Genomic DNA, 22,793 nt, shown 5'->3' with positions numbered 1-22,793 from the left:
GGCGGTCACCTCCTTCCGGTGGTTCGCGCCGCGCGGCCGGGGAGTGGTACTGGCGATAGTCACGATGGACCTTTCATTGGTGCTACTGGAATAGGGAGTAATTGGGCATGACAATTAAGGCCTCTGTTAAATAAGGAAGAAAGGGCCTTAATGGGGCACGGAAAAGCCGAGGCTCTTTAAGGAATTTCGCTAAAGCGAAAAAGTGGCTCCTGGGCGCGGAAAGCGGCAACCCCAACAAGAAGCTGGGTTCCGAACTTTAGGGATGCTGCGAAACCACGTGGTTCCGTCCGGTTTGGTCCGTTGTCACGCCACCGCAGGGACGGGCGGTGGCGGTGTTATCCCGGCTGGGGGCCCAGTTACAAAAAACTAGGCCGCGAGCAGAAAATTCAGGAGACAGTCGGGCCAAAATTCGGGCGCGGCTCAGCGACAGAGGCCGGGGGGGCAGTGACGAGGTACATCCGTCCGCTAGTCAAAGTAATCATTTCTCCCAACCTCCTTTTCTGTTGTGCCGTGGCTCCGGCTGATCGGCCGGGCGACCTGCGCCTTGACCCCGGCAGGAAGCCTTTGAGTCAGAATTAAAATTACACTATGAATCCAGCGTTTGACCAGTGAATTCATTAACTTTCTTGGAGTTGTTTTATAAACAGTATTTATAGGCCCCAGCGGACCACTGCCGGCGTCTTTTTATCCCAACCGAGTGTGCAGACTTTGGCGGTTCCCAAGACGAAGTGGCGTCCTTCGTGCGCATCGAGCCCCAACCACCGCGCGGTGAGGATCCGGGAGAAGTGTCCGTGGGCCACGATCAACACATTATCCAGGCCGGATTCCAGCACCCGGGCCACGATCTTGTCTGCGCGCGCGGCAACGTCATCCAGCGATTCGCCGTTGGGCACGTCGTGGGTCCAGATCAGGTACTCCGGGTTGTCCTTGCGGATGAGGTCCGAGCTGATGCCCTCGTAATCGCCGTAGTCCCATTCGACCGCGAGGGGTTCCAGTTGCGCGTCGGGAAATCCAGCCAGTTCCGCGGTACGCCGGGCCCGGCGAAGCGGTGAAGTCAGCACCAGGTCAAAGTCGACGGCGTCGAGTACCTTGCGGGCCTCAACGGACTGCTGCTCGCCCTCCACTGTGAGCGGCACGTCGGTGAGGCCGGTGTATTGGCCACTCTTGGACCACTCGGTTTCGCCGTGCCGGAGGATCCACAGCTGCGGACGGGGACTGTTGGAGGGTGCAATCACTTAGGACTCCTCGGTTGAAAGTGGGAGGGCGGACTCGGGCTGGGCTGCCCACCATTGGTGAAGTTTGGCCTCGGCCACATCGGCATCCAGCGGCCCGTGCTCCATCCGTTCCTCCAGGAGGAAATTGTAGGCCCGGCCGACGACGGGTCCCGGCTTGAGTCCCAGGATTTCCATGATCCGGCCGCCGTCCAGGTCCGGGCGGACGGCCTCGAGGGATTCCTGCTCGCGCAGCGCCGCAATCCGTGCCTCAAGGTCGTCGTAGGCGAAGGAAAGCCGTTCGGCCTTGCGCTGGTTGCGGGTGGTCACATCCGAGCGGGTGAGCCGGTGCAACCGCTCCAGGAGCGGACCGGCGTCGGTGACATAGCGTCGGACGGCGGAATCGCTCCAGCCGGCATCGCCGTAGCCGTAGAAGCGCATGTGCAGTTCCACCAGCTTGGCCACAGCTTTTGTGGTGTCGTTGTCGAAGCGCAGCGCCTTCATTCGTTTTGACGTTAGTTTGGACCCGACCATGTCGTGGTGGCGGAAGCTCACGGCGCCGCCCGCTTCGAAACGGCGCGTGGCCGGCTTGCCGGCGTCGTGCATCAACGCGGCGAACCGCAGCACAAAGTCCGGACCCGGCACGGCGCCGTCGCTGGCGGTTTCAAGTGCAGCCGCCTGCTCGAGGACCTGGAGCGAGTGCTGGTAGACGTCCTTGTGCCGGTGGTGTTCATCCGCCTCCAGCCGCAGGGCCGAGACCTCAGGAAGGACAAAGCCGGCCAGTCCCGTGTCCACGAGCAGGTCCACTCCGGACCGGGGGTGCGGGGCGCAAATGAGTTTGACCAGTTCATCGCGAACGCGTTCGGCCGAGATCATGGTGATTCGTTCTGCCATCCGGGACATGGCGGCGCGGACATCCCCGTGCACAGTGATTCCCAGCTGCGCGGCAAAACGGGCAGCACGCATCATGCGCAGCGGATCATCGGAGAAGGAACTTTCCGGCGCGCCCGGGGTGGCGAGGATTAGCGCCTGCAGGTCGCGTACTCCGCCGAATGGATCCACGAGTTCCAGCGCCGGTAGGCGCAGTGCCATGGCGTTGATCGTGAAGTCGCGGCGCAGCAGGTCATCCGTCAACGACTTTCCGAACGCAACGACGGGTTTGCGGGAATCGGGATCATAGGCTTCGGCGCGGTAGGTGGTGATTTCGATCTGGAAGCCCGACTTGCGCATCCCGATGGTGCCGAAGGCCCGCCCGATCTCCCAGAAGTTATCAGCCCATTTCTTGATGAGGGCAACTGTCTGGTCCGGAGTGGCGTCGGTGGTGAAATCCAGATCGGGGGAAGTCCGGCCCAGGAAAAGGTCACGAACGGGTCCGCCCACCAAGGAGAGCTCGTGGCCGGCGTCGACAAACCGTTGCCCGAGCTCCAGGACCACCGGGTCTACCTGGAAATCAACGGTGTGCGGGTAAATCTCGTGATGTGCGTGCGCCATAGTTTCTTAAGCTTGGCAGAAATCCCGGCCAGCACCACACCGAAAGCCTTCCGAGTCCGGCTGCTGGCCCCCAGAGGGAGCGGGAACAAGCGTCCGACTTTCCCTGGCGTCCACTTTCCTGCCATGTTCAGGTCATCAAGTGCGGGCAAGAGTCGTTAGAGTGGACATCATGGCCCACCCCGTACCGAGCGCTCCCGGCAGGAGGACAAACGCACCGTTGCCATCGGCAATCGGTGCCAACGTCGCGCCGGTGCAGCACTCCGGGCAGGCGTCCCTCCCCACTGTTGAGGAAATTTCGGCCGGCGGCGTTGTGGTGGACACCACCGACGCCGAACTCCGCGTAGCGATTATTGCCCGCCTAAACCGCGGCGGGCGGCTGGAATGGTGCCTCCCTAAGGGGCACCCGGAGGGCAGGGAAAGCAACGAGGAAGCCGCCGTGCGTGAAATCGCAGAGGAAACCGGCATCGAGGGCAAGATCCTCGCCCCGCTGGGCAGCATCGACTACTGGTTTACGGTCAGCGGACACCGCGTGCACAAAACCGTCCACCATTATCTGCTGCAGGCCACCGGCGGCGACCTGACGATCGAGAACGATCCGGATAAAGAAGCCGTGGACGTCGCCTGGGTTCCCATCCACGAACTGGCCCGGAAGCTTTCTTTCCCTAACGAGCGCCGCATCGCCGACCTCGCCAAGGATGTCCTTCCGGACCACCGCTAAGGCCTTGCCAGCCCCGCATTGCGGCCCGGATAGCGCACAAAGCCATATTCGGGTGAGACGATGAAGCTAATGTCATCTGCCAAACCCACCCCCGCGCCCTCCGGCCCTGCCGATTCCCAAGCTGTCCAATCCGGAGAAGTCCGTTCCAGCGCCATAATGGCCGCCGGTACGCTGGTTTCGCGTTTCCTGGGCTTTGCCAAGACGTGGCTGCTGGCAGCCGCACTCGGGTTGGGCTCCACCGTCAACGACACCTTTATCAATGCCAACAACCTGCCGAACCTGATCTTCCTGCTGGTCGCCGGCGGGGTGTTCAACGCCGTGCTGGTGCCCCAGATCATCAAGGCAAGCAAGGCCGCCGACCGGGGCGCTGATTACATCAGCCGGTTGCTGACGCTGGCCGTCCTGGTATTGCTGGGCCTGACCCTGGCGGTAACGCTGCTGGCGCCTTCGGTAATTGAACTGACCACGCAGGGTTACGCACCGCAGCAGAAGGCACTGGCGGTGTCCTTCGCGTTCTGGTGCCTGCCGCAGATCTTCTTCTACGGCCTGTACGCCCTCCTGACGCAGGTCCTTAATGCCCACGGAGCGTTCGGTCCGGCAATGTGGGCGCCGATCCTGAACAACATCGTGGCAATCGCCGGGCTGGGGATGTTCATTGGGATTATGGGCACCAATGCGGCCAACTCTCACACCCTGGACACGTGGGATTCGACCCAGACTGTGCTGGTGGCCGGATTCTCGACCATTGGCGTGATTGCCCAGACCGCCATCCTGCTGATTCCGGTGTTCAGGCTCCGGCTCGGACTGCGCCCGCGTTTCGGCTGGCGCGGGGTTGGACTGGGCCAGGCCGCCAAGCTCAGTGTCTGGACCCTCGCGACGGCCGCCGTCGGGCAGCTTGCTTTCCTCTATGTCATGCGCATCGCCACGATCCCGGGCGCGGAACGGCTCAGGCTGGAGCAGGCGGGGGATCCGGCCGCAGGCTCGTTGCCGGGCAATGCCGTGCTGGAGGTGGCGAGCCAGCTTTACTTGCTCCCGCATTCCATCATTGCCCTGTCCCTGGCCACTGTGCTGTTCAACCGGATGACGCGTGCCTCGCAGGACGGCGATCGTGTGGCGCTGCGCAACGCGCTCTCGCACGGGCTGCGAACCATGGCCGTGGCGACGGTTTTTGGTGCTCTTGCCTTGTTCGCCCTGGCCGGACCGCTGGGCATGTTCTTCTCCGGCGGGGTGCCCCAGGACGGCGTTATGCTGGCCCAAACGCTGACCATCCTGGCCCTCAGCACGCCGTTTATGAGCGCCAATTTTATGATGTCCCGGGTCTTCTACGCCAATGAAGATGCCAGGACACCGTTTTTCATCCAACTGGTCCTGGCCATCGTCAATGTGGTTACAGCTTTTGCCATCCAGTTCCTCCCCTTCGGCCAGATCATCTTCGCGATTGCACTCCTATACACCGGCGGCAACATCCTCTCCGTAATCGTCAGCGCGGTCTTCCTGCGGCGCCTCCTGGGCCACCTGGACGGCCCGCGGATCGCCAATGCCTACATTCGAATGGGCTACGCCGCGCTGGGTTCCGCGGCGGCCGGAGCGGCTGCCCTGTGGCTGTTGGGCAGCTACACCCCTGATGGCTTCGCCTGGAGCAGTCCCAGTGCCGCCCTTGTGAGCATCATCGTCGTCGGGCCCGTTATGCTGGCGGCTTATCTGCTCCTGCTCAAGATCTTCCGGGTGACAGAGCTGAGCGACCTGCTTCAGCCACTGCTCGGACGCCTGCGCCGCCGGTCGGTTGTTCCGCAGGATGCCGGGAATCTTCCCGACGGCGCTGCGGCGGCGCGTCCGAAACCGGAGCGCGCCACAGTATCGGTGGATACCGGACTCATCCCGAGGATTTCCGGGGAATTCGACGCCGCATCCTTCCGTGCCGGCCCCGATCTGGCTGAACAGGACGAACGCTCAGCACACAGCGGACCCGACGGCGGCTACCTCGCCGCCGAGGACCTGCCCAGCACCGCTGAGGGCGGCCTGAGCGGTGACGTTCCCCTGCCCGGGCGCAGGACGTACCAGGGCCCGGTGGGCCACAACCCCTATTTTCCGTTCGGCGGCAGGAAGAAAAAATAGCAGACGGCGGGATTCGCAGCGCTGCGCGTCCGCGGCCGGCACAGTGCATCGGCTAGGATCGAAGACTAACAAGGGGAGTTGCAGACCAAGGGTCCACCGGCTTACCGGGCGATCTGCGGTTACTGACGACGTGATCAGTTCAGCGGCTCCCGGACAGTCTAGGAGGAGCCCGTGTCCCACCCGATCGATGTCGGATCAGTACTTGGTGGCCGCTACAAGGTCACTGCCACCGTACTGACCTCACATGACCAGGATCTGGTGCTGGACGGTGTGGACCAGGTACTTAACCGTGCGGTGAGCATCCTTGTGGCCGGGCCCGGTAACGCGGATCAAGTGGCACACAGTGCACGGGAAGTCGCCACCGGCGAGCGTCCGGGCAGTGTGCAGATCCTGGACCTTGGTGTCAGCGACGACACGACGTACCTCATCACCAACCACGCTTCGGCCGCTGACCTGCTGGACCTGGTTGTCTCCGCCAATCCGCCCTACGTAGAACCGTTCTTCACGGACACCCTGGGCAGTGAAATCTTCGGGCAACCCCGCTCCAGCGAGCCCGAAACCTACGACGGACTCTACGACGAGGAAGAAGTAGACGCGGGATACATCAACTACGGGACGAACCAGCCGCCGGCCGCACCCCCGGCAGCGGCGACCCGAATGCCCTCACGTCCGACCGCGGGGCCCGCCGCCGGCGCTGCTGCAATCGCCGGCGGCGCCGCGGCGTCTGCCGCGAACGCCCCCGAAACCGCGCCGCAAGAGGCTGCGCCGCAGGTCACAGCCCCCCAGCCGGTCCAGGGGCGCGCCCCGGGCTCCGGCGAACGAGGCACCACAGCAGAGGATCCCGGCGATTCACCCAAGGTTTCGCTGTGGTCTGACGACGATTACGGTCGCCCGGATACCGGCAACGACCGCGCTCCCCGGCAGAACCAGGAGGGCTCTGCGGGCACCGGCTCTGCAGCGGACCGCGCCCCGGGCTTTTTCCCGGGCTCAGCCCACAATACCGAGGCTGCTGACGCTGAGGAAGACTACGACACTGACGACGAGCCGCGCCGCGAGCCCCGCTCCATGCGCTGGCTGGTCGGTGGACTACTGGCGGCGGTCCTTGTTGTCGGGCTGGTTCTCGCCGTAACCAACCTCGGCGGCCTGTTCAAGAGCACACCCCAGCCCGCCGCCGGTGGTACTTCTTCCACCGTCGCCCCCAGTCCAACCTCGGCGGAGACGTCAGCCAGCGCCAGCCCTTCGCAGGCCGCTGGCCCGCCCGCCGTCGAGGGCGTCACCCGGCTGGGGAACTTCGACTTCGCCGGAACGTACGACGGCGACCTGGTCAAGACCGTCGACGGCAACGGAGCCAGCTACTGGTCGGACATGGAATTTGCGACCGAAAACTGGGGCGGGCTGGCCTCGGAGGTTCCACTCGTAGTCAAACTGAAGGCCCCGGCCAAGGTCTCGTCGGTGACGCTGAGCCAATTGGGCGCCTCGGGCGGAAACATCAGTGTTTATACCAACGACCGCCCGTCCCTCGATGGTGCAAAAAAAGTCGGCAGCAACAGCTTCACCTCCCCTGACCTGACGATGCCCCTGCCGGAGCCGGCGACTGCCCAGTACGTCATCGTTTCGATTGAATCCCTGCCCAAGCTCGCTGCACCCAAGACACGCTACGGATTCGGGCTTCGCCTGGCGGAAATAAAAGTCCAGTAGCGCCTCAGTACCACCGTCAGTAACCCCGGCCTTCGATGCGTCCTACCGTGTCCGGCCGGAATATTCAACGCTTAGCAGTAGTTGTGCCATGTGGCCGGCCACCCAGGCGGGCGCATCGACAAAGGAAGAGGTTCACCGTTCAGTGAGCAACGCAGAAAACAGCACGTCCGAAGTACGTGATGTCATCATCGTCGGCTCCGGCCCCGCGGGCTACACCGCAGCGGTGTACACCGCACGCGCCAACCTGAAGCCGCTGCTCCTGGCAGGATCGGTAACCGCCGGCGGCGAGCTGATGAACACAACCGACGTCGAGAACTACCCCGGTTTCCCGGATGGCATCATGGGTCCGGACCTGATGGAAAACTTTGAAAAGCAGGCCGCGCGGTTCGGTACCGAAATCCAGTTTGAGGACGTAACAGAACTGGACCTTGAAGGCGACATCAAGACGGTGACCACTGGCTCGGGGGAGACCTTCCGCGCCCGCTCCATCATTTTGTCGACGGGTTCGGCCTACCGCGAGCTTGGCCTCCCCAATGAGAAACGTCTATCCGGCCACGGCGTGAGCTGGTGCGCAACCTGCGACGGTTTCTTCTTCAAGGATCAGGACATCGCCGTGATCGGCGGGGGTGACTCGGCTATGGAAGAGGCGCTGTTCCTTACCAAGTTCGCGAAGTCCGTCACAGTGGTCCACCGTCGTGAGACCTTGCGTGCGTCCAAGATCATGGCCGACCGCGCCCTTGCCCACGAAAAGATCAGCTTCGTCTGGAACACCGGCGTCGAGGACGTGCTCGGTGAAGACAAGGTCACCGGCCTTCGGTTGAAGAACCTTGTGGCGGGCACTGAGACCGAACTTGCCGTTACGGGTGTTTTTGTGGCCATTGGCAACGATCCCCGCACGGACCTCGTCAAGGGCAAGTTGGACCTGACTCCCGAGGGAACCATCGCCGTCGCCGGGCGCACCTCGAAGACAAGCCTCAAGGGTGTGTTTGCGGCAGGCGACGTCATCGACCCGACATACCGCCAGGCCATCACGGCTTCGGGTTCCGGCTGTGTAGCCGCACTCGACGTCGAGCACTACCTGGCCGACCTCCCCGCCTAAACGGCGCGCGCAGAAATCAACCGAAGAGAAGGACAAGGCTATGAGCAACGCAAAAGAAGTAACAGACGCTAGTTTCGGCACCGATGTACTGGCTTCTGACAAGCCGGTCATCGTGGACTTCTGGGCCGAATGGTGCGGACCGTGCCGCAAGCTTGGTCCGATCCTGGACGAGATCTCGGTGGAATACAGCGAGAAGGTGGATGTCGTTAAGGTCAACGTCGACGACAACCCGGCAATCGCAGCCCAGTACGGGATCACTTCGATCCCGGCTGTTTACCTTTTCCAGGGCGGCGAAGTGAAGAGCACCGTCATCGGGGCTCGACCCAAGCAGTTCTTTGAGAAAGAATTCGCTGACGTTCTGTCCTGATTCCAGTTTGGGGCGGTGCGTGTCACCGGCCAACACCAAGAATGGCCCTCCTTCCCCCCGGAAGCGGGGCCATTTTGGCCCTCCGCCTCAACCTCCCGTTCGCTCCTCGTTGCCGCCCCACGAGCTCGATAGGCAACGCTTCGGGGACGCGTGACGCGAACTGCATTAATTACCGGTTGTTTCTCCGGGAAATTTGCTCCACGAGCGTTGTACACCTTGGGGCTTTCCATTCCCTCGCCGGTGACGGGGTGGACGTAGTGCAACCAGGGACCTCACGGTCGGAGCTGATACCAAGGCGCTCAACGTAGGGCGCGCAGGTATTGCTGCCGGACCGGATCGTTGAACTTCTGTGGATCTCAGTGAATTCCGTTTCACGTGAAACAGTTTGGTCAGCTCTTAGCCGGTGACCAGAACTCTCGGAACTCGCGCTTATCGAAATCTCAAAAGAGTCTCACAGACACCCACGTCGCGACCAGCCACCATCTCCATAGGGCCTTGGTCCGACCTGATTGCAGTTCCTGGCCACCGCCAGATCGGGCCGCGCTTGTGTCCGCCAAAGAGCCCAATAACGGCGTCAGGCGCCGCACCATACGCGGCGGAAGTGCCCAAATGCCGGATTGTCCAGCTGGCAGCAGCCCGCTCCTGGCTTGCGTCCACCCCTCCACCCCGCGGGGTGAAGTACATATTCAGCCGCCCTCCGTGGACAGCGTGGTGCCAGTTTCACCTGGCTGCATATGTTTCACGTGAAACGTCCGCACCCCTGATTGCAGGCGCCTACTCCCACGGTGTGTTGACCCGTCGCGATCCGCACCACCAACTACTGCGTGCCTAACCAAGAGGGCTGCCTGTACATCCAGACGCAACGCCACCTATAGCCTCTCAGGAGAGCTCGGCACGGATATCGGGGGTCAAAGGATGGTTCAACTGCGGCGGACCCACCGGAACCAATTTGGAACCTTCGCAATGGACTCCCTGGAGCCGGATCACTCCTGATTACCATTGTTGGCACCCGGTCAGTGCCTTTATCGCAGCGGCGGCCGGGCGGCGCTAGCGCCGGGTAAACCGGACGCCGTCGCCGGAACTACGCCAATGTTTCACGTGAAACACATCATCCCTCGCATCGTCGCCGTCTCCGGTCACAAACGATGCGGAGTCTCAGGCGGCACGGGCGGGTTCACTTCCTGTACAGAGCCCAATATCTTCAGGGCCAGCCAGCTGGGGGACACGGGGCACAGAGGCGGTGCGGGCCACGATCAAGGACCTCGTACTGCAGTTGGGGTCCCGATGTCCTTCGGGCACCGCGCGTCTATCCGCGGCACCTCCTGCAGCGAACGCCGGTGCCTCGCGCTCCAGTCTGCGGTGAAGGACTGACAATAGAAAACCCGAGGAAAATACGGCAAACTCTGCCACAGGGGGACCGTGATACCCCCCCGCCGCCGAGAGGACTGCACCGTAGATGGAGAGGTCCACTGGGCGCTCTCTCTTCCGCCGGGCGAGAACGCCTGCAAGGACCGGCTGGAATGCCCGGCCGAACCATCCCTAGCGACATCATTTTGCCATTTGGCCGCCGTGGATCTCTTGGGAGGGCCCACGGATTAAGCGGTATCGTCCAGCCCGCGTTCTGCTGCATCAGCCAACTGATACCCAGCCTTCAGCGGAACCCTTTGGTGCGGGCCTCCAATGTCACTTCGGACACCCTAGAACGTACCTCGACAGGGGTCGCCAGATCACGATGGTCCGGGCATCCGATGGGGGAGGCTGAGGGAAGCAGGCCTAGCCGATACCTCCCCACTTCTCTTGTTGCCCTCGAAGAATGGGCTGTGCCGCAGCGACCGGGATTTGGCCCAGCGCTTCCCGAATCCAGTGTGCCCTGGCGGCACGCGGATGGTGATGCAGGGAGGCGGACTAAGACTGCCGATCATACCCAATAGCCCCAAACCGGGTAGATTCCCACAGCCTTCTCCACAGAGGTTACTCACAGGGTTATCCACAGGGGATGAGGGACTGATCACACGGTCGAAGCGTCGGCGCCCAGAGAGCCATTTGACGTTAACTCGGTTCGCGCCATTGCCCGTGATTCGAGGCCGTCCCTGGTCATCGACCCACGTACAGATTGTGGCTTGCATCAACAGCACCTTGTCTGAATATTCGTGGAAAATTAACCAGCTGCAGTGGATTAAGTAAGCACAGCCTAGCGTTTTCGGTGCCGCCAAAATAGCGTCGCCGGATGTTTCACGTGAAACGCTACGGGAGTCCTAACGCCCGGTTGGAAGCAGCTCGCAGCTGGCGCTCCAACGGCCCTGGCAGCAGCGTCGCGGCCCTGACCTGGGTGTCGAGTAATCCACAGCTTTATCCACAGCACTATCCACCGGGTTATCCACCGCCGACCACAACAGCCCAGGGAAGCCTCCGGGTACGCGGTCCCAATCTTCACCATCACCCGCCGAGCTGGAGGCATCCGTTATCGGCCCATGTCTGGCGTCCGCCACCCCGTCCAGCAGCCGTGGCAGCACGGATAAACGTGACGGTACCCCGCGATCGAAAGAGCACTCGCTCACGTCCGTGACGGCCGGGACAACTACTGTGAATAGCCACTACACACGATTGGGCTGCAGCGACCCTCAAAGCTCCACACGGGGGGCTCGTCGATTTCCGTCACTCGAAGCCCCATACGATCGGACGGCCACCCGAAGCTTGCAGACCCCCAGCCGCGCCCCGTCATCGCCAAACTCACACTGATGTCTGTCGCTTGGCGCGAGCATAAAGAACCGGTCTACCACCGTGCCACCCGCTGTGCCGGGTAAGGCCCGCGACGAAACAGCACGGCAACGAAGGTCGCCCACAGCGTGTGGGCAGAAAGGAGCTGTGGGCACGCTGCCGGCTCATGGGGGGCGCGCCCGCATGCCTGTCTAGGGCTTGTGCACGGCCTCCAGGCGTACATATAGCGGTGCGGAGTGCAGTTGTCGAGAACCGAGACGCAAGGGGTCCAGAGAGCGGCCTAGGGGCCCCTAGACCGCTGCGAATTGCACCTGTCCTTGATCTGCGGCCAAGACCTGCCAGCCTAGCGCCCTGCAATTGTGAGTCATGGCGATCACCGCCCGGCGATGCCAGGCGTGTTGGTCATGCCCTGGGTTCGCTGCAATGAGACGCGGATCCAGCGGGGTTATGTGAATGTCCGGCACCCGGGCCTACCGCCGTCTACCGTACCCCAGTCCGTGCCATACCCCATCAACCGAGACAAGGAAGGATCCGACCGCCAGCTGAATGCAGACTCGATGCCGGGCCGCCAGCGTGCGGAGGCACAGTCTCCACTTTCGGGAATTGTCGAAGCAACAACCAGCTGACTGCGGCGATAGCCCAATAGTTAGTATTGGCGTCTGGCCGGGTAGCCCGCGGCAGCACGTGCTTTTGTGTTGGGCCAGCAGGAATTTGCCATTTCCAGCCGTGACTTCGGTGAACGGGCGCCTTTTGCTGCTTCAGCCGACAGGGCATCACCAGCAGGTGCAGCACCTTCGTGAGAATTGACGTCCATGTTTCACGTGAAACGTGTGTTCAGCGCGGGCGCAAATCTTCCGTGCAAACACCGTGGATCAATGAATGGGCACCGAAAACTGCCGCTGGCATGTCCTCTTATCTCCAGTTCGTCCATGGTCGTTGGGGGGCATTTGGCATGCGTGCCAGCTCCGTCCCTTGACTGCAGGACAGCCTTGCTATTGCACCATAGGCACTTGAACGACTGAGCGGGTTCCAAGCGTGGCCCGGCAGCTGAGTCCGCAGAATTTGGACTGCATAGCAGGAGCCACCAAACGACCAACGGGTCCGCGCAGACCTTGCTGGCGTTGGAACCGCCACCGCTACCAATAGAAAGGGGCCTGTTTCACGTGAAACAGGCCCCTTCCAGTGTGTCGTTGATGCGCTATCCTGCCGCTCCCGGCGTCAAGACATCCATGATGCGGTTTAGATCCTCCACGCTTGCGAATTCAATACTGACACGACCCTTTCGCGCCCCCAACGAGATCTTGACGTTGGTATCAAGGCGGTCAGAAAGTGAAGACGCCAGATAGTCCAGGCGCTCGTGCCGTGCACCGGGCCGCGGAATGTTGTTTTTCGGTGTCGCTGTCGGGTTCTGATACAGCGTTACAGCTTCCTCCGTCGCGCGGACGGACATACCCTCGGCAACGATCTTTTGGGCCATTCTTTCCATCGCGGGGGCGTCGGGGAGGGCGAGCAGCGCGCGGGCATGACCGGCAGAGATAACACCGGCAGCTACGCGGCGCTGAACCAGTGGAGGCAGCTTGAGCAGACGCAGTGTGTTGGACACCTGGGGCCGGGATCGCCCAATACGGTCCGCCAGTTGTTCATGTGTGGTGCCAAAATCTTCCAGCAGCTGCTGGTATGCCGCGGCCTCTTCCAGCGGGTTCAGCTGACTGCGGTGGAGGTTCTCCAAGAGGGCGTCGCGAAGCAGGTCATCATCCGTCGTATCCCGCACGATGGCCGGAATGGTTTCGAGCCCAGCAGCCTGTACAGCCCGCCAACGACGCTCGCCCATAACAAGCTCGTAGGGTTCTCCACCTATTTCGGTTGAAGTACGAACAACAATTGGCTGGAGGACGCCGATTTCACGAACTGAATGCACCAGCTCTGCCATATCGTCCTCGTCGAAGACCGAACGGGGCTGTTTCCGGTTGGGATGGATGTCGGTGACCGGAATCTCCGCAAACCGGACCCCGGGAACTTCGACGAGCTCCACGTCCTGGCCCTGCCTTTGGGAACCAGTCTCAGCATCCGGCGCCTTGCGGACCGGCGCCTTCCTGGTTTCGGAAGCAGGCTTCGAGGACGTATGCGCCGACCCATCAATGTTTGCCGCTGCCGGCGAAGACGTCTCCGCCGGCGCCGCCACCATGTCCTCGGCGGGGACTAATTCACCAGCTGCTGCACCTGCATCGGGTGTTCGCTTTCGGCCTTCCGGAAAGAAGAGATCCACGGGGCGGGACGGCGCGGAACCACTGCCTGAAGCCGCAGCGGAACTTGGAATGAGTGCCCCAAGTCCACGGCCGAGGCCGCGTCGCTTATCGCTCATGGATAAATCCCTCCATTGGAAGAGTCGGTCAGCACCGGACTCTAGCTAGTGCAATTCTCGAAAAGATACTAACGTTGTGCGATTTCGGCTGCGGCTTCAAGATAGGACAGCGCCCCGCTGGACGAGGGATCGTACGTCATCACGGTCTGCTGGTAGCTGGGGGCTTCAGAAATCCGTACCGATCGCGGCACCACAGCCCCGAGTACCTGTTCCGGGAAGTGTTCGCGAACCTCTGCAGCCACTTGGGCAGCGAGATTGGTGCGGCCGTCGTACATCGTCAGAAGAATCGTAGAGACGACCAGATCCGCATTTAGGTGCTTCTGGATCATTTCGATGTTTTTCAGCAGCTGGCTGAGTCCCTCCAGTGCGTAGTACTCGCATTGAATCGGAATCAAAACCTCATTGGCAGCACAAAACGCGTTGACTGTCAGCAAGCCTAGGCTTGGGGGACAATCGATGAAGATGTAATCCAGGCGTTCCTCACCATTCTTGGCGCGTTCCTGGGCATACACATCAATCGCCCGCCGGAGCCGCTGCTCGCGGGCAACGAGGCTGACCAGCTCGATCTCCGCCCCGGCGAGGTGGATGGTGGCTGGCGCACAGATCAGCTTGGCAATGTCGGGGCAGGGAGCTACAACGTCCCGCAAGGGAAAGTCATTGATGAGCACGTCGTAAATGCTGTCGACTTCGGCGTGGTGTTCAATTCCCAACGCTGTCGACGCGTTCCCCTGGGGGTCGATGTCGATAACCAGGACGTTCAAGCCAGCGGCGGCCAGGGCGGCAGCAATATTGACCGTTGTGGTGGTCTTGCCCACTCCGCCCTTCTGATTGGAGACGGTAAAAATTCTGGTCTTCTCGGGCTTCGGGAGTTCACGGCCAAGAAGACGTTCACGCCGTTTGTTCTCATGGGCGAGCTCCCGGGCAATCGGGCTGGAGTCGTCAAGGGAATCAAGCACATTTCCCTTGGCAACTACCGAAGTTTCACGTGAAACACCAGCCATGCCACTGGCCTTTGCAACCGATACCGGACGATTACCGGTGTTTCGATGAACGACGGGAGGCACAACCGTGGCCCGTGCGGACCCCAGGGACACAAACGGGGGAATCCGCTGTGTGGAGGCTTCGCTACTGGTCACTGTGACACACTCACTCTCGTTCGGCTCTTGCTGCCGGTTACTAGCCTAACCTCTTACCCAGGGGGACAGAGGGCACCGGGCGGACGCTAGGCTTTCTTTTGAGGCTTATTCACAACGATACGGACAACCGTTGTGGGTTCTTCGAGGAGTCCTTCACCCACAAGCAAAACAGTGGTCTGCGTGCCACCAAGCTTGCGGATCACCTTGGCTGCCTTTTCGACTTCCTCGCCGGCGCTTCGTCCCTTGATCGCGATAACTTCACCTTTGCCCGCCAACAGCGGAATTGTGAGGCCGGCAAGGTTCGAGAGTGCTGAGACGGCCCGGGCCGTCACGACGTCGGCCTTCACCATCCCAACCGCCAGCTCTGCCCGGCTGCGCATCACCGTTACATTAATAAGGCCCAGGTCATCAACGACCTCCTGAAGCCAAACCACGCGGCGTTCGAGGGGCTCAATCAGGGTCAGTTCAAGGTCCGGGCGGGCAATGGCCAGACACAGGCCAGGCAATCCGGCCCCGCTGCCGACATCCGCCACGTGGCTTCCCTCGGCAATCTGACTCTCAATTACGGCACAGTTCAGCACGTGCCGGCTCCACAACCGGGGAACTTCGCGGGGACCGATGAGGCCCCGTTCCGTGCCCGAGGTGGCCAGATGCTCCACATACCGCTTTGCCAGGTTCAGGCGGTCCCCAAAGATCGTCTGTGCTGCCTGCAATTCAGCGTCGGTTATCTCAACCATCAAGGTATCCGCCGGCATCAGTCTGCAGAAACGACGATGTGACGTTCGGCGCCTTCGCCTTCAGACTCGCTGACGAGTCCCAGATCGGCAACGGCGTCGTGCACAATTTTGCGCTCATAGGCGCTCATCGGAGCAAGAGCAACGGCTTTACCGGACTCCTTAACGGAGGCAACGGCGGCGTCTGCAATCTTTTGCAGTTCGCCGGAACGCTCGGAACGGTAGCCGTTGATATCCAGAACCAACCGCGAGCGGTTTTCGGTCGCGGACAAAACCGCCAGCCGGGTCAGTTCCTGAAGGGCTTCGAGCACCTCCCCGTCCGCACCAACCAGATTTTCCAGACCGGCTGATTCTTCCTCGGTAACGATCGAAATGTACGTGCGACCATTACGCACTTCAATGTCAATGTCGCCGTCAATATCGGCGATGTCCAGCAGTTCCTCGAGGTAGTCCGCGGCGACGTCGCCTTCTTCTTCCAGCCGACCGGCGGATGAACCCTTGCCCTCGTCAGCTGCCGATTCTTCGGTACCTTCATCAGTGGTCCGGTCAGCATCCTGGGTTCCGCTCAGGGCCTCGTCCTGCTCATCAATGGCTTCAGCGGAAATAGCTTGTTCGGTGCTCTCGGCGGACATTACTTCCTCTTCCTGTTCTTGCGTTGTGGCTGGACACGTTGGCTCTTAGCCGCCAGGGCCGCAGCGGCTGCAGCCTCCGCGGATTCGGCCTCGGCCTTCTTGGCACTAGTCAACGGCAAGGCAGGCAGGCCCTTGGCGGCACGACGCTCAGCCAGGGCCTTGGCGGCGGGGGACCCGGGCGTCGGCATACGGCGAATAACAAAGAACTGCTGACCCATGGTCCACAGGTTTGTGGTGGTCCAGTAGATCAGGACACCGATGGGGAAGTTGATCCCGCCGACGCCGAAGACGAGCGGCAGGATGTACAGCATCATCTTCTGCTGGCGCATAAACGGACTCGCCATGGCTTCCTCGGACATATTCTTCGCCATGATCTGCTTCTGGGTGATGAACTGTGAGGCCGTCATCGCCAGAATCATCACAATCGAGAGGATCCACACCGCAACGACGTTGCCGCCGGCCGGCGTACCGTGCAGCAGGGTGGCAGAGAGCGGGGCACCAAAAATGCTCGACTCATCGAACTGCAGGACCTGTTCGTGACTCATCGCACCGATGCCGACACCGCTGGTCGCCGCCGACGTAATCCCGGAAAGGACCTGGAAGAGCGCAAAGAAGAACGGCATCTGAATCAGCATGGGCAGGCACGCCGAGAACGGGTTGGTGCCGTGCTTCTTGTACATGGCCATCTGTTCCTGGGCCATGGCCTGGCGGGACAGCTGATCAGTTTTGCCCTTGTACTTGTCCTGCAGCTTCTTCAGGTCCGGCTGCAGGAGCTGCATCCCGCGCTGGGCCTTGATCTGTTTGACGAATACGGGAATAAGCGCCGCCCGGATCACCAGCACCAGCCCGATGATGGATAGGGTCCACGTCCAGCCATTGGCGGCAGGCAACCCGATGACGCTCAGGCCATCGTGGAAGACCAACATAATGGCGGACACAAGCCACTTGAAAGGAAACATGATTGTTCCAAAGAAATCCATACGATATCCCTATTCGTCAGGCCGCAGAGCGGCCTTCTCCATCAGTCCGAGCAGCCAGATACTTGTCCGGATTGTTCATCACAACAATTGTGGGGGTGTGGTCTGCGGGCCATTCGCATTTACCGGCGGGGACATGGTCCACACCACCGGCATTCCAGGGGTGGCAGCGCACCAGGCGCTTGGCCGCCAGCCAGCTCCCCTTAACCGCGCCGTGCACGGTGACCGCTTCAAGGGCATAGGCCGAGCAGCTCGGGAAGAAACGGCAGACCTGGCCGTAAAGCGGTGAAATCACCTTGCGGTACGCCAGGAGCAGCAGGATGAGGATATTGCGGGGCGCGTTCCAGACTGCCCGGCCCAACCATTCCGCTGCGAATTTTGCAGGAGGGACGACGGCGGCAGTTAAGTTACGCACGCGAGGTCCCTTCCTGTGTTGTCTCGTAAGAAACTGACGAAGCAGCCTTAGGAAGGCGGCTGCCCAGCCGTTTCATGTTGTTTTCCAGTGCGGCGTCATAGTCCGATCGCAGTTGGTCCCAACTGGCTCCCGCCGCGGCGGGCAAGGCCCGAACCACGATCGCGAACCCGCTGCCGTATTTCTGCAAGGACAAGGCGCCGACTTCTCTCAGTCTCCTCTTAACGAGGTTCCTGACAACAGCGTTCCCGACACTCTTGGAAACGATGAATCCGATCCGGCTTGGTTCATCGGCAGCCAAGGCTGCCGTATATAACACTACGTTCCGGCGTCCATTGCGGACACCGGAACGTACGGTTGTTGAAAAATCGGTTGATGTCCTCAGACGGTTGCGGGTGGCCAGCACCGTTAAACTCGCACAGGGATGTGGACCGACGAGTCAGTTATTTAGGCCGACAGCTCGGTGCGACCCTTGCCACGACGGGCTGCCAGGATGGCACGGCCGGCACGGGTACGCATACGAAGGCGGAAGCCGTGCTTCTTGGCTCGACGGCGGTTATTCGGCTGAAAAGTCCGCTTGCTCACGTTAGTTACTCCAGTGGGATCAAAGGTGCGCCCACCCGATCAAGGGGAAGAACTGGTCGACGCTAAGTTTTGTATGTGCCGCTTACCTCAACTCGCAAGACGCGCGGGGCGCCGGGAAAGATTCAAATGAGGCTTAAAGCGTACACATGGGACTTCACAACGTTAGGGCTTGCCGCCCTCCAGAGTCAAACCGGGGGTCGCGCCGCAAAGTTTCCCCAGCTGTGGCTAACTCCCTTCCCAGCCTGTGGATGACGAGTGTCAAAGGGTCCCAATTCGAACTACAGCAGTGTGATTATCCACAGGACAGAACCCAGCTATCTTCTGCCCATTTGATCCCCTAGAGTGTCCCAGTAGCCGATTATCCACGGACTGTGCATAACCCTGTGGATTAAGCCGGGGCCAGCACACTGGTTCGGGACTTGTGGCTGCCGGCAATTTAGGCAAGCAAGTTTGAGGAACTGATTGATGACAGTAGACGAAGCCAACCAAGCCAACACTGTCGGAAGTTCCTGGCGGCGCGTAGTAAGCCTGCTGGAGAACGATCACCGGGTATCACCCCGGCAGCGCGGCTTCGTCATCCTCGCCCAAGCCCAGGGACTCATCGGTTCAACCCTGCTGGTGGCGGTCCCCAATGAACTCACCCGTGAGGTACTCCAGACACAGGTGAAGGAAGCCCTCGACGACGCACTCCGGAACGTCTTCTCCGACGAAATCCGTTGTGCAATCGACGTCGACACCGATCTGGTCCCGCTGCACCCGGAGCCCGAACCCGCCGTCGAACTGTCCCTCGTGGCCGATCCGTCCGTCGAACTAAAACCACAACCCATGCTGCCGAGCACCTCGCATGAATTTGGCCGCCTCAATCCGAAGTATGTCTTCGACACCTTTGTGATTGGTTCCTCCAACCGTTTCGCCCATGCCGCGGCGGTGGCCGTCGCTGAAGCGCCGGCCAAGGCATACAACCCGCTCTTCATCTATGGCGATTCCGGACTGGGCAAGACTCATCTGCTCCATGCGATCGGTCACTATGCCCGCAGGCTGTACAGCGGAATCCGGGTCCGCTACGTGAACTCCGAGGAATTCACCAACGACTTCATCAACTCCATCCGCGACGATGAAGGCACCAGCTTCAAGACGACGTATCGCAACGTGGATGTCCTCCTGATCGATGACATCCAGTTCCTGGCCGGCAAGGACCGGACGCTGGAGGAGTTCTTCCACACCTTCAACGCCCTGCACAACAACAACAAGCAGGTGGTCATCACCTCCGACCAACCGCCCAAACTGCTCGCTGGCTTCGAGGACCGGATGAAGTCCCGCTTCGAGTGGGGCCTGCTGACGGACATCCAGCCGCCGGAGCTCGAGACCCGGATCGCAATCCTGCGCAAGAAGGCCCTCAGCGAGGGCCTCTCGGCACCGGACGACGCCCTGGAATACATCGCGTCGAAGATCTCCAGCAACATCCGCGAACTGGAGGGGGCACTGATCCGGGTCACGGCCTTCGCCAGCCTCAACCGCCAACCGGTGGACGTTGCCTTGGCAGAGATGGTGCTCAAGGACCTCATCACCGATGACGGGGCCCAGGAAATCACCTCCGCGCAGATCCTCACCCAGACCGCCGACTACTTCAAGCTCAGCATGGAGGAGCTCTGCAGCAAGTCGCGGACCAGGACCCTGGTCACCGCCCGGCAGATCGCCATGTATTTGTGCCGTGAACTCACGGACATGTCCCTTCCCAAGATCGGGCAGGAACTCGGCGGCCGCGACCACACCACGGTCATCCATGCAGACCGCAAGATCCGTGAGTTGATGGCGGAGCGCCGAGTGATCTACAACCAGGTCACCGAACTGACCAACCGGATCAAGCAGCAGCAGCGTAATTCCTAGGCAGTCGCGCCGAGCACTCTTACCTTATTAACAGACGCCTGTGGACAACCCTGTGGATAGTTAAGGGGACAACTGCGGTTAATGGGCTTAAAACCCTTAAGGCGCCTGTGGATCAAGGGGAGCGGCAAAAACGTTATCCCCATCCACACCCTGTTTAAAACCTGCTCCGCCCACAGTCCATGAACAGGCGTTAACCGCGGAACCGCACCGTCAAACGGGGTTATCCACAGTATCCACAGCAGTTATTAACACTACTAATCCCTCAATAATGAAATTCCCTCAAATAACAATCTCCGTCCCACCCCGGAACACGGCCAGGACCGAGCCGGCCGCCGGCAACCACCGGGCTCCGGAGCCGCCCAGACAATCAGCCCGGTTCCAACGCGGAGATGGGAGAATCACACTTCATGCGGCTAAGCTGTCTGCAGTGTGTCCGTCCTGGACATCTTTTGTGATTCCTTGCCGGGCCGGTGGCCCGGCCATCAGCGATGACAGCAGCAATGAAAGGCGGCACCCTTCCGTGAAGTTCAGAGTCGAACGGGACGTCCTGGCAGAAGCCGTGACCTGGACCGCCCGGTCGTTGTCTCCGCGGCCGCCAGTACCCGTCCTTTCCGGTCTGCTGCTCAAGGCTGAAGCCGGTACGGTGAGCCTCTCGAGCTTTGACTATGAGACCTCGGCAAGGCTTGAAATCGCTGCTGACATCACCACCGAGGGCACGATTCTGGTATCGGGACGGCTGCTCGCCGAGATTTGCCGCAGCCTTCCTTCGGCGCCGGTTGACGTTGAGACCGACGGCAACAAAGTGACATTGACCTGCCGGCGCAGCAGCTTCCATCTCGCCACCATGCCCGAGGCCGAATACCCTCCGCTGCCGGCTCTGCCCACAATCAGCGGCACAGTACCCGGTGACTCCTTCGCCCAGGCCGTCTCCCAGGTGATCATCGCGGCGAGCAAAGATGACACCCTGCCCATCCTCACCGGCGTCCGGATGGAAATCGAAGACGACCTGATCACCTTGCTGGCCACCGACCGTTACCGGCTGGCCATGCGCGAGGTTCCGTGGAAACCGGTCACTCCGGGCATCTCCACAAGCGCACTCGTCAAGGCCAAGACCCTCAATGAAGTTGCCAAGACTCTCGGCGGCAGCGGTGACATCCACCTCGCCCTCGCTGATGACGACAGCCGGCTCATTGGCTTTGAAAGCGGCGGCCGCACCACCACGTCCCTCCTCGTTGACGGCGACTACCCCAAGATTCGATCACTTTTTCCCGAGTCCACGCCGATCCATGCCACCGTGCAGACCTCGGAACTCGTCGAGGCCGTCCGTCGTGTCTCGCTCGTTGCGGAACGGAACACTCCGGTCCGGCTCGCGTTCACCCAAGGCCAGCTGCACCTCGATGCCGGCACCGGCGAAGATGCACAGGCATCAGAAGAGCTCGAGGCCCAGCTCACGGGCGAAGACATCACCGTCGCGTTCAACCCGCATTACCTGATTGAGGGCCTGAGCGTCATCGAGACCAAGTTTGTCCGGTTCTCCTTCACCAGTGCGCCCAAGCCGGCCATGATTACGGCCCAAAACGATGCCGACGGAGAAGACCAGGGCGACTACCGTTACCTGGTTATGCCGGTGCGGTTGCCCAACTAACCCGCAGTTGAGGCCGTTTTGAGGGATCAAAACGGCCTCAACTGCCAGTCAGTTGGGTGGACGCCATCACCCGAAACACCCCAGCGCAGAAAAGAGTTCATCTAAGTGCACATTGGACTGATCGGCCTTGGAAAAATGGGTTTCAACATGCGCGAACGGCTGCGCGCGGGTGAAATTGACGTTACCGGTTTCGACCGCAACCCTGAGGTCACCGACGTCGCCAGCGTGGATGACCTGATAGCCGCCGTCCCGGCGCCGCGCCTGATCTGGGTGATGGTTCCCTCCGGCGGGATCACCGACGCCGTCATTACCGAACTCGGCGCCAAACTCGACGCCGGTGATCTGGTCATCGACGGCGGTAATTCCCGCTTCACCGAGGACCAAAAACACGGCGCCGCACTGGCTGAAGTGGGCATCCGATTTGCCGACTGCGGTGTGTCCGGCGGCGTATGGGGCCTGCAGAACGGTTACGGTTTGATGGCCGGCGGGGATGCGGTGGATATTGAGCGCGCCATGCCCGTCTTCGACGCACTTCGTCCCGAGGGCGAACGGGCCGACAGCTTCGTTCACGTCGGCGGGGTTGGAGCCGGCCACTACGCCAAGATGGTTCACAACGGCGTCGAATACGGCCTGATGCAGGCCTATGCCGAGGGGTATGAACTCCTCGCCGCCAAGGACATTGTGACTGATCTTCCCGGTACTTTCCGCGCCTGGCAGAAGGGGACTGTGGTCCGCTCGTGGCTGCTGGACCTGATGGTGAAGGCGCTCGATGAGGATCCCGGCCTGGAATCGATCGATGACTATGTTGAAGATTCCGGCGAGGGTCGCTGGACCGTGGAGGAAGCGATCGCCAACGCCGTGCCGGCCCCAGCCATCACGGCAGCCCTCTTTGCCCGCTTTTCATCGCGCGAGGACAACTCACCCGCCATGAAGATGGTTTCCGCACTGCGGCATCAATTCGGCGGACACCCAACCCGTCCGGCAAAATAGTCCTGTCCCGAAATCC

At 61.3% G+C, this 22,793-nt stretch carries 18 protein-coding genes; 8 read left to right on the top strand and 10 right to left on the bottom strand.

What is annotated here, in order from left to right:
• Nucleotides 1-650 precede the first annotated feature (650 nt).
• Together ABIB49_RS11175 and ABIB49_RS11170 are read right to left on the bottom strand one after the other, a co-directional pair.
• Nucleotides 651-1,235 (bottom strand): histidine phosphatase family protein, encoded by a 585-nt coding sequence (locus ABIB49_RS11175; RefSeq protein WP_226775575.1) that lies wholly within the window; start codon nt 1,233-1,235, stop codon nt 651-653.
• Nucleotides 1,236-2,702 (bottom strand): CCA tRNA nucleotidyltransferase, encoded by a 1,467-nt coding sequence (locus ABIB49_RS11170; RefSeq protein ID WP_226775574.1) that lies wholly within the window; start codon nt 2,700-2,702, stop codon nt 1,236-1,238.
• 169 nt (nt 2,703-2,871) lie between these two features.
• Between ABIB49_RS11170 and ABIB49_RS11165 the strand changes: the two genes are divergently transcribed.
• The 5 genes from ABIB49_RS11165 (at nt 2,872) to trxA (ending at nt 8,699) form a co-directional block, all read left to right on the top strand.
• The gene (locus ABIB49_RS11165) at nt 2,872-3,420 is read left to right on the top strand and encodes an NUDIX hydrolase (RefSeq protein ID WP_226775573.1); all 549 of its coding nucleotides are present in this window, start codon (nt 2,872-2,874) and stop codon (nt 3,418-3,420) included.
• Between the two features lie 69 nt (nt 3,421-3,489).
• Nucleotides 3,490-5,535 (top strand): murein biosynthesis integral membrane protein MurJ, encoded by a 2,046-nt coding sequence (gene murJ / locus ABIB49_RS11160; protein WP_502913799.1) that lies wholly within the window; start codon nt 3,490-3,492, stop codon nt 5,533-5,535.
• A 171-nt stretch (nt 5,536-5,706) separates the two neighbouring features.
• Entirely contained in the window at nt 5,707-7,233 is a 1,527-nt protein-coding gene (locus tag ABIB49_RS11155) for an ABC transporter substrate-binding protein (RefSeq protein WP_282360045.1), read from the top strand.
• Between the two features lie 142 nt (nt 7,234-7,375).
• Complete coding sequence (gene trxB, locus ABIB49_RS11150; RefSeq protein WP_253031649.1) at nt 7,376-8,332, top strand: thioredoxin-disulfide reductase; 957 nt, start codon at nt 7,376-7,378, stop codon at nt 8,330-8,332.
• Between the two features lie 40 nt (nt 8,333-8,372).
• Nucleotides 8,373-8,699, top strand: a complete 327-nt coding sequence (trxA, locus tag ABIB49_RS11145; protein WP_226775569.1) for a thioredoxin — start codon at nt 8,373-8,375, stop codon at nt 8,697-8,699.
• 3,916 nt (nt 8,700-12,615) lie between these two features.
• On the opposite strand, the gene ABIB49_RS11140 is transcribed toward trxA, so the two are convergent.
• The 8 genes from ABIB49_RS11140 to rpmH all read right to left on the bottom strand — a co-directional run bounded on the left by ABIB49_RS11140 (nt 12,616) and on the right by rpmH (nt 18,255).
• A complete protein-coding gene (locus ABIB49_RS11140) occupies nt 12,616-13,779 on the bottom strand; it encodes a ParB/RepB/Spo0J family partition protein (RefSeq protein ID WP_226775568.1) in 1,164 nt (387 codons plus the stop codon).
• 68 nt (nt 13,780-13,847) lie between these two features.
• Nucleotides 13,848-14,915, bottom strand: coding sequence for a ParA family protein (locus ABIB49_RS11135; RefSeq protein ID WP_282360046.1), 1,068 nt, complete (start codon nt 14,913-14,915; stop codon nt 13,848-13,850).
• An 86-nt stretch (nt 14,916-15,001) separates the two neighbouring features.
• The gene (rsmG, locus tag ABIB49_RS11130; RefSeq protein ID WP_282360047.1) at nt 15,002-15,652 is read right to left on the bottom strand and encodes a 16S rRNA (guanine(527)-N(7))-methyltransferase RsmG; all 651 of its coding nucleotides are present in this window, start codon (nt 15,650-15,652) and stop codon (nt 15,002-15,004) included.
• A gap of 17 nt (nt 15,653-15,669) precedes the next feature.
• Nucleotides 15,670-16,281, bottom strand: a complete 612-nt coding sequence (locus ABIB49_RS11125) for a Jag family protein (protein ID WP_354157068.1) — start codon at nt 16,279-16,281, stop codon at nt 15,670-15,672.
• Nucleotides 16,281-17,261, bottom strand: coding sequence for a membrane protein insertase YidC (yidC, locus tag ABIB49_RS11120; protein ID WP_226775564.1), 981 nt, complete (start codon nt 17,259-17,261; stop codon nt 16,281-16,283). The genes ABIB49_RS11125 and yidC overlap by 1 nt, the downstream gene beginning before the upstream one ends.
• Before the next feature lie 16 nt (nt 17,262-17,277).
• Entirely contained in the window at nt 17,278-17,673 is a 396-nt protein-coding gene (gene yidD, locus ABIB49_RS11115) for a membrane protein insertion efficiency factor YidD (protein ID WP_226775563.1), read from the bottom strand.
• Nucleotides 17,666-18,076 carry a ribonuclease P protein component gene (rnpA, locus tag ABIB49_RS11110; protein WP_283480161.1) on the bottom strand — a complete coding sequence of 137 codons (411 nt, stop codon included), beginning with the start codon at nt 18,074-18,076 and terminating at the stop codon, nt 17,666-17,668. Before rnpA ends, yidD begins: the two co-directional genes overlap by 8 nt.
• A gap of 41 nt (nt 18,077-18,117) precedes the next feature.
• The gene (rpmH, locus tag ABIB49_RS11105) at nt 18,118-18,255 is read right to left on the bottom strand and encodes a 50S ribosomal protein L34 (protein ID WP_003800212.1); all 138 of its coding nucleotides are present in this window, start codon (nt 18,253-18,255) and stop codon (nt 18,118-18,120) included.
• Between the two features lie 465 nt (nt 18,256-18,720).
• Here rpmH and dnaA point away from each other — a divergent pair, with 465 nt between their 5' ends.
• The 3 genes from dnaA to gnd all read left to right on the top strand — a co-directional run bounded on the left by dnaA (nt 18,721) and on the right by gnd (nt 22,777).
• Nucleotides 18,721-20,142, top strand: a complete 1,422-nt coding sequence (dnaA, locus tag ABIB49_RS11100) for a chromosomal replication initiator protein DnaA (RefSeq protein ID WP_253031640.1) — start codon at nt 18,721-18,723, stop codon at nt 20,140-20,142.
• Between the two features lie 520 nt (nt 20,143-20,662).
• The gene (gene dnaN, locus ABIB49_RS11095; protein WP_283480152.1) at nt 20,663-21,787 is read left to right on the top strand and encodes a DNA polymerase III subunit beta; all 1,125 of its coding nucleotides are present in this window, start codon (nt 20,663-20,665) and stop codon (nt 21,785-21,787) included.
• Nucleotides 21,788-21,892: 105 nt separating this feature from the next.
• A complete protein-coding gene (gnd, locus tag ABIB49_RS11090) occupies nt 21,893-22,777 on the top strand; it encodes a phosphogluconate dehydrogenase (NAD(+)-dependent, decarboxylating) (RefSeq protein WP_283480151.1) in 885 nt (294 codons plus the stop codon).
• The last annotated feature ends 16 nt before the right edge of the window (nt 22,778-22,793 follow it).

Source organism: Arthrobacter sp. UYCu512 (assembly GCF_040547075.1).
GTDB lineage: Bacteria > Actinomycetota > Actinomycetes > Actinomycetales > Micrococcaceae > Arthrobacter.
This window is presented reverse-complemented; position numbering and strand designations above follow the sequence as displayed.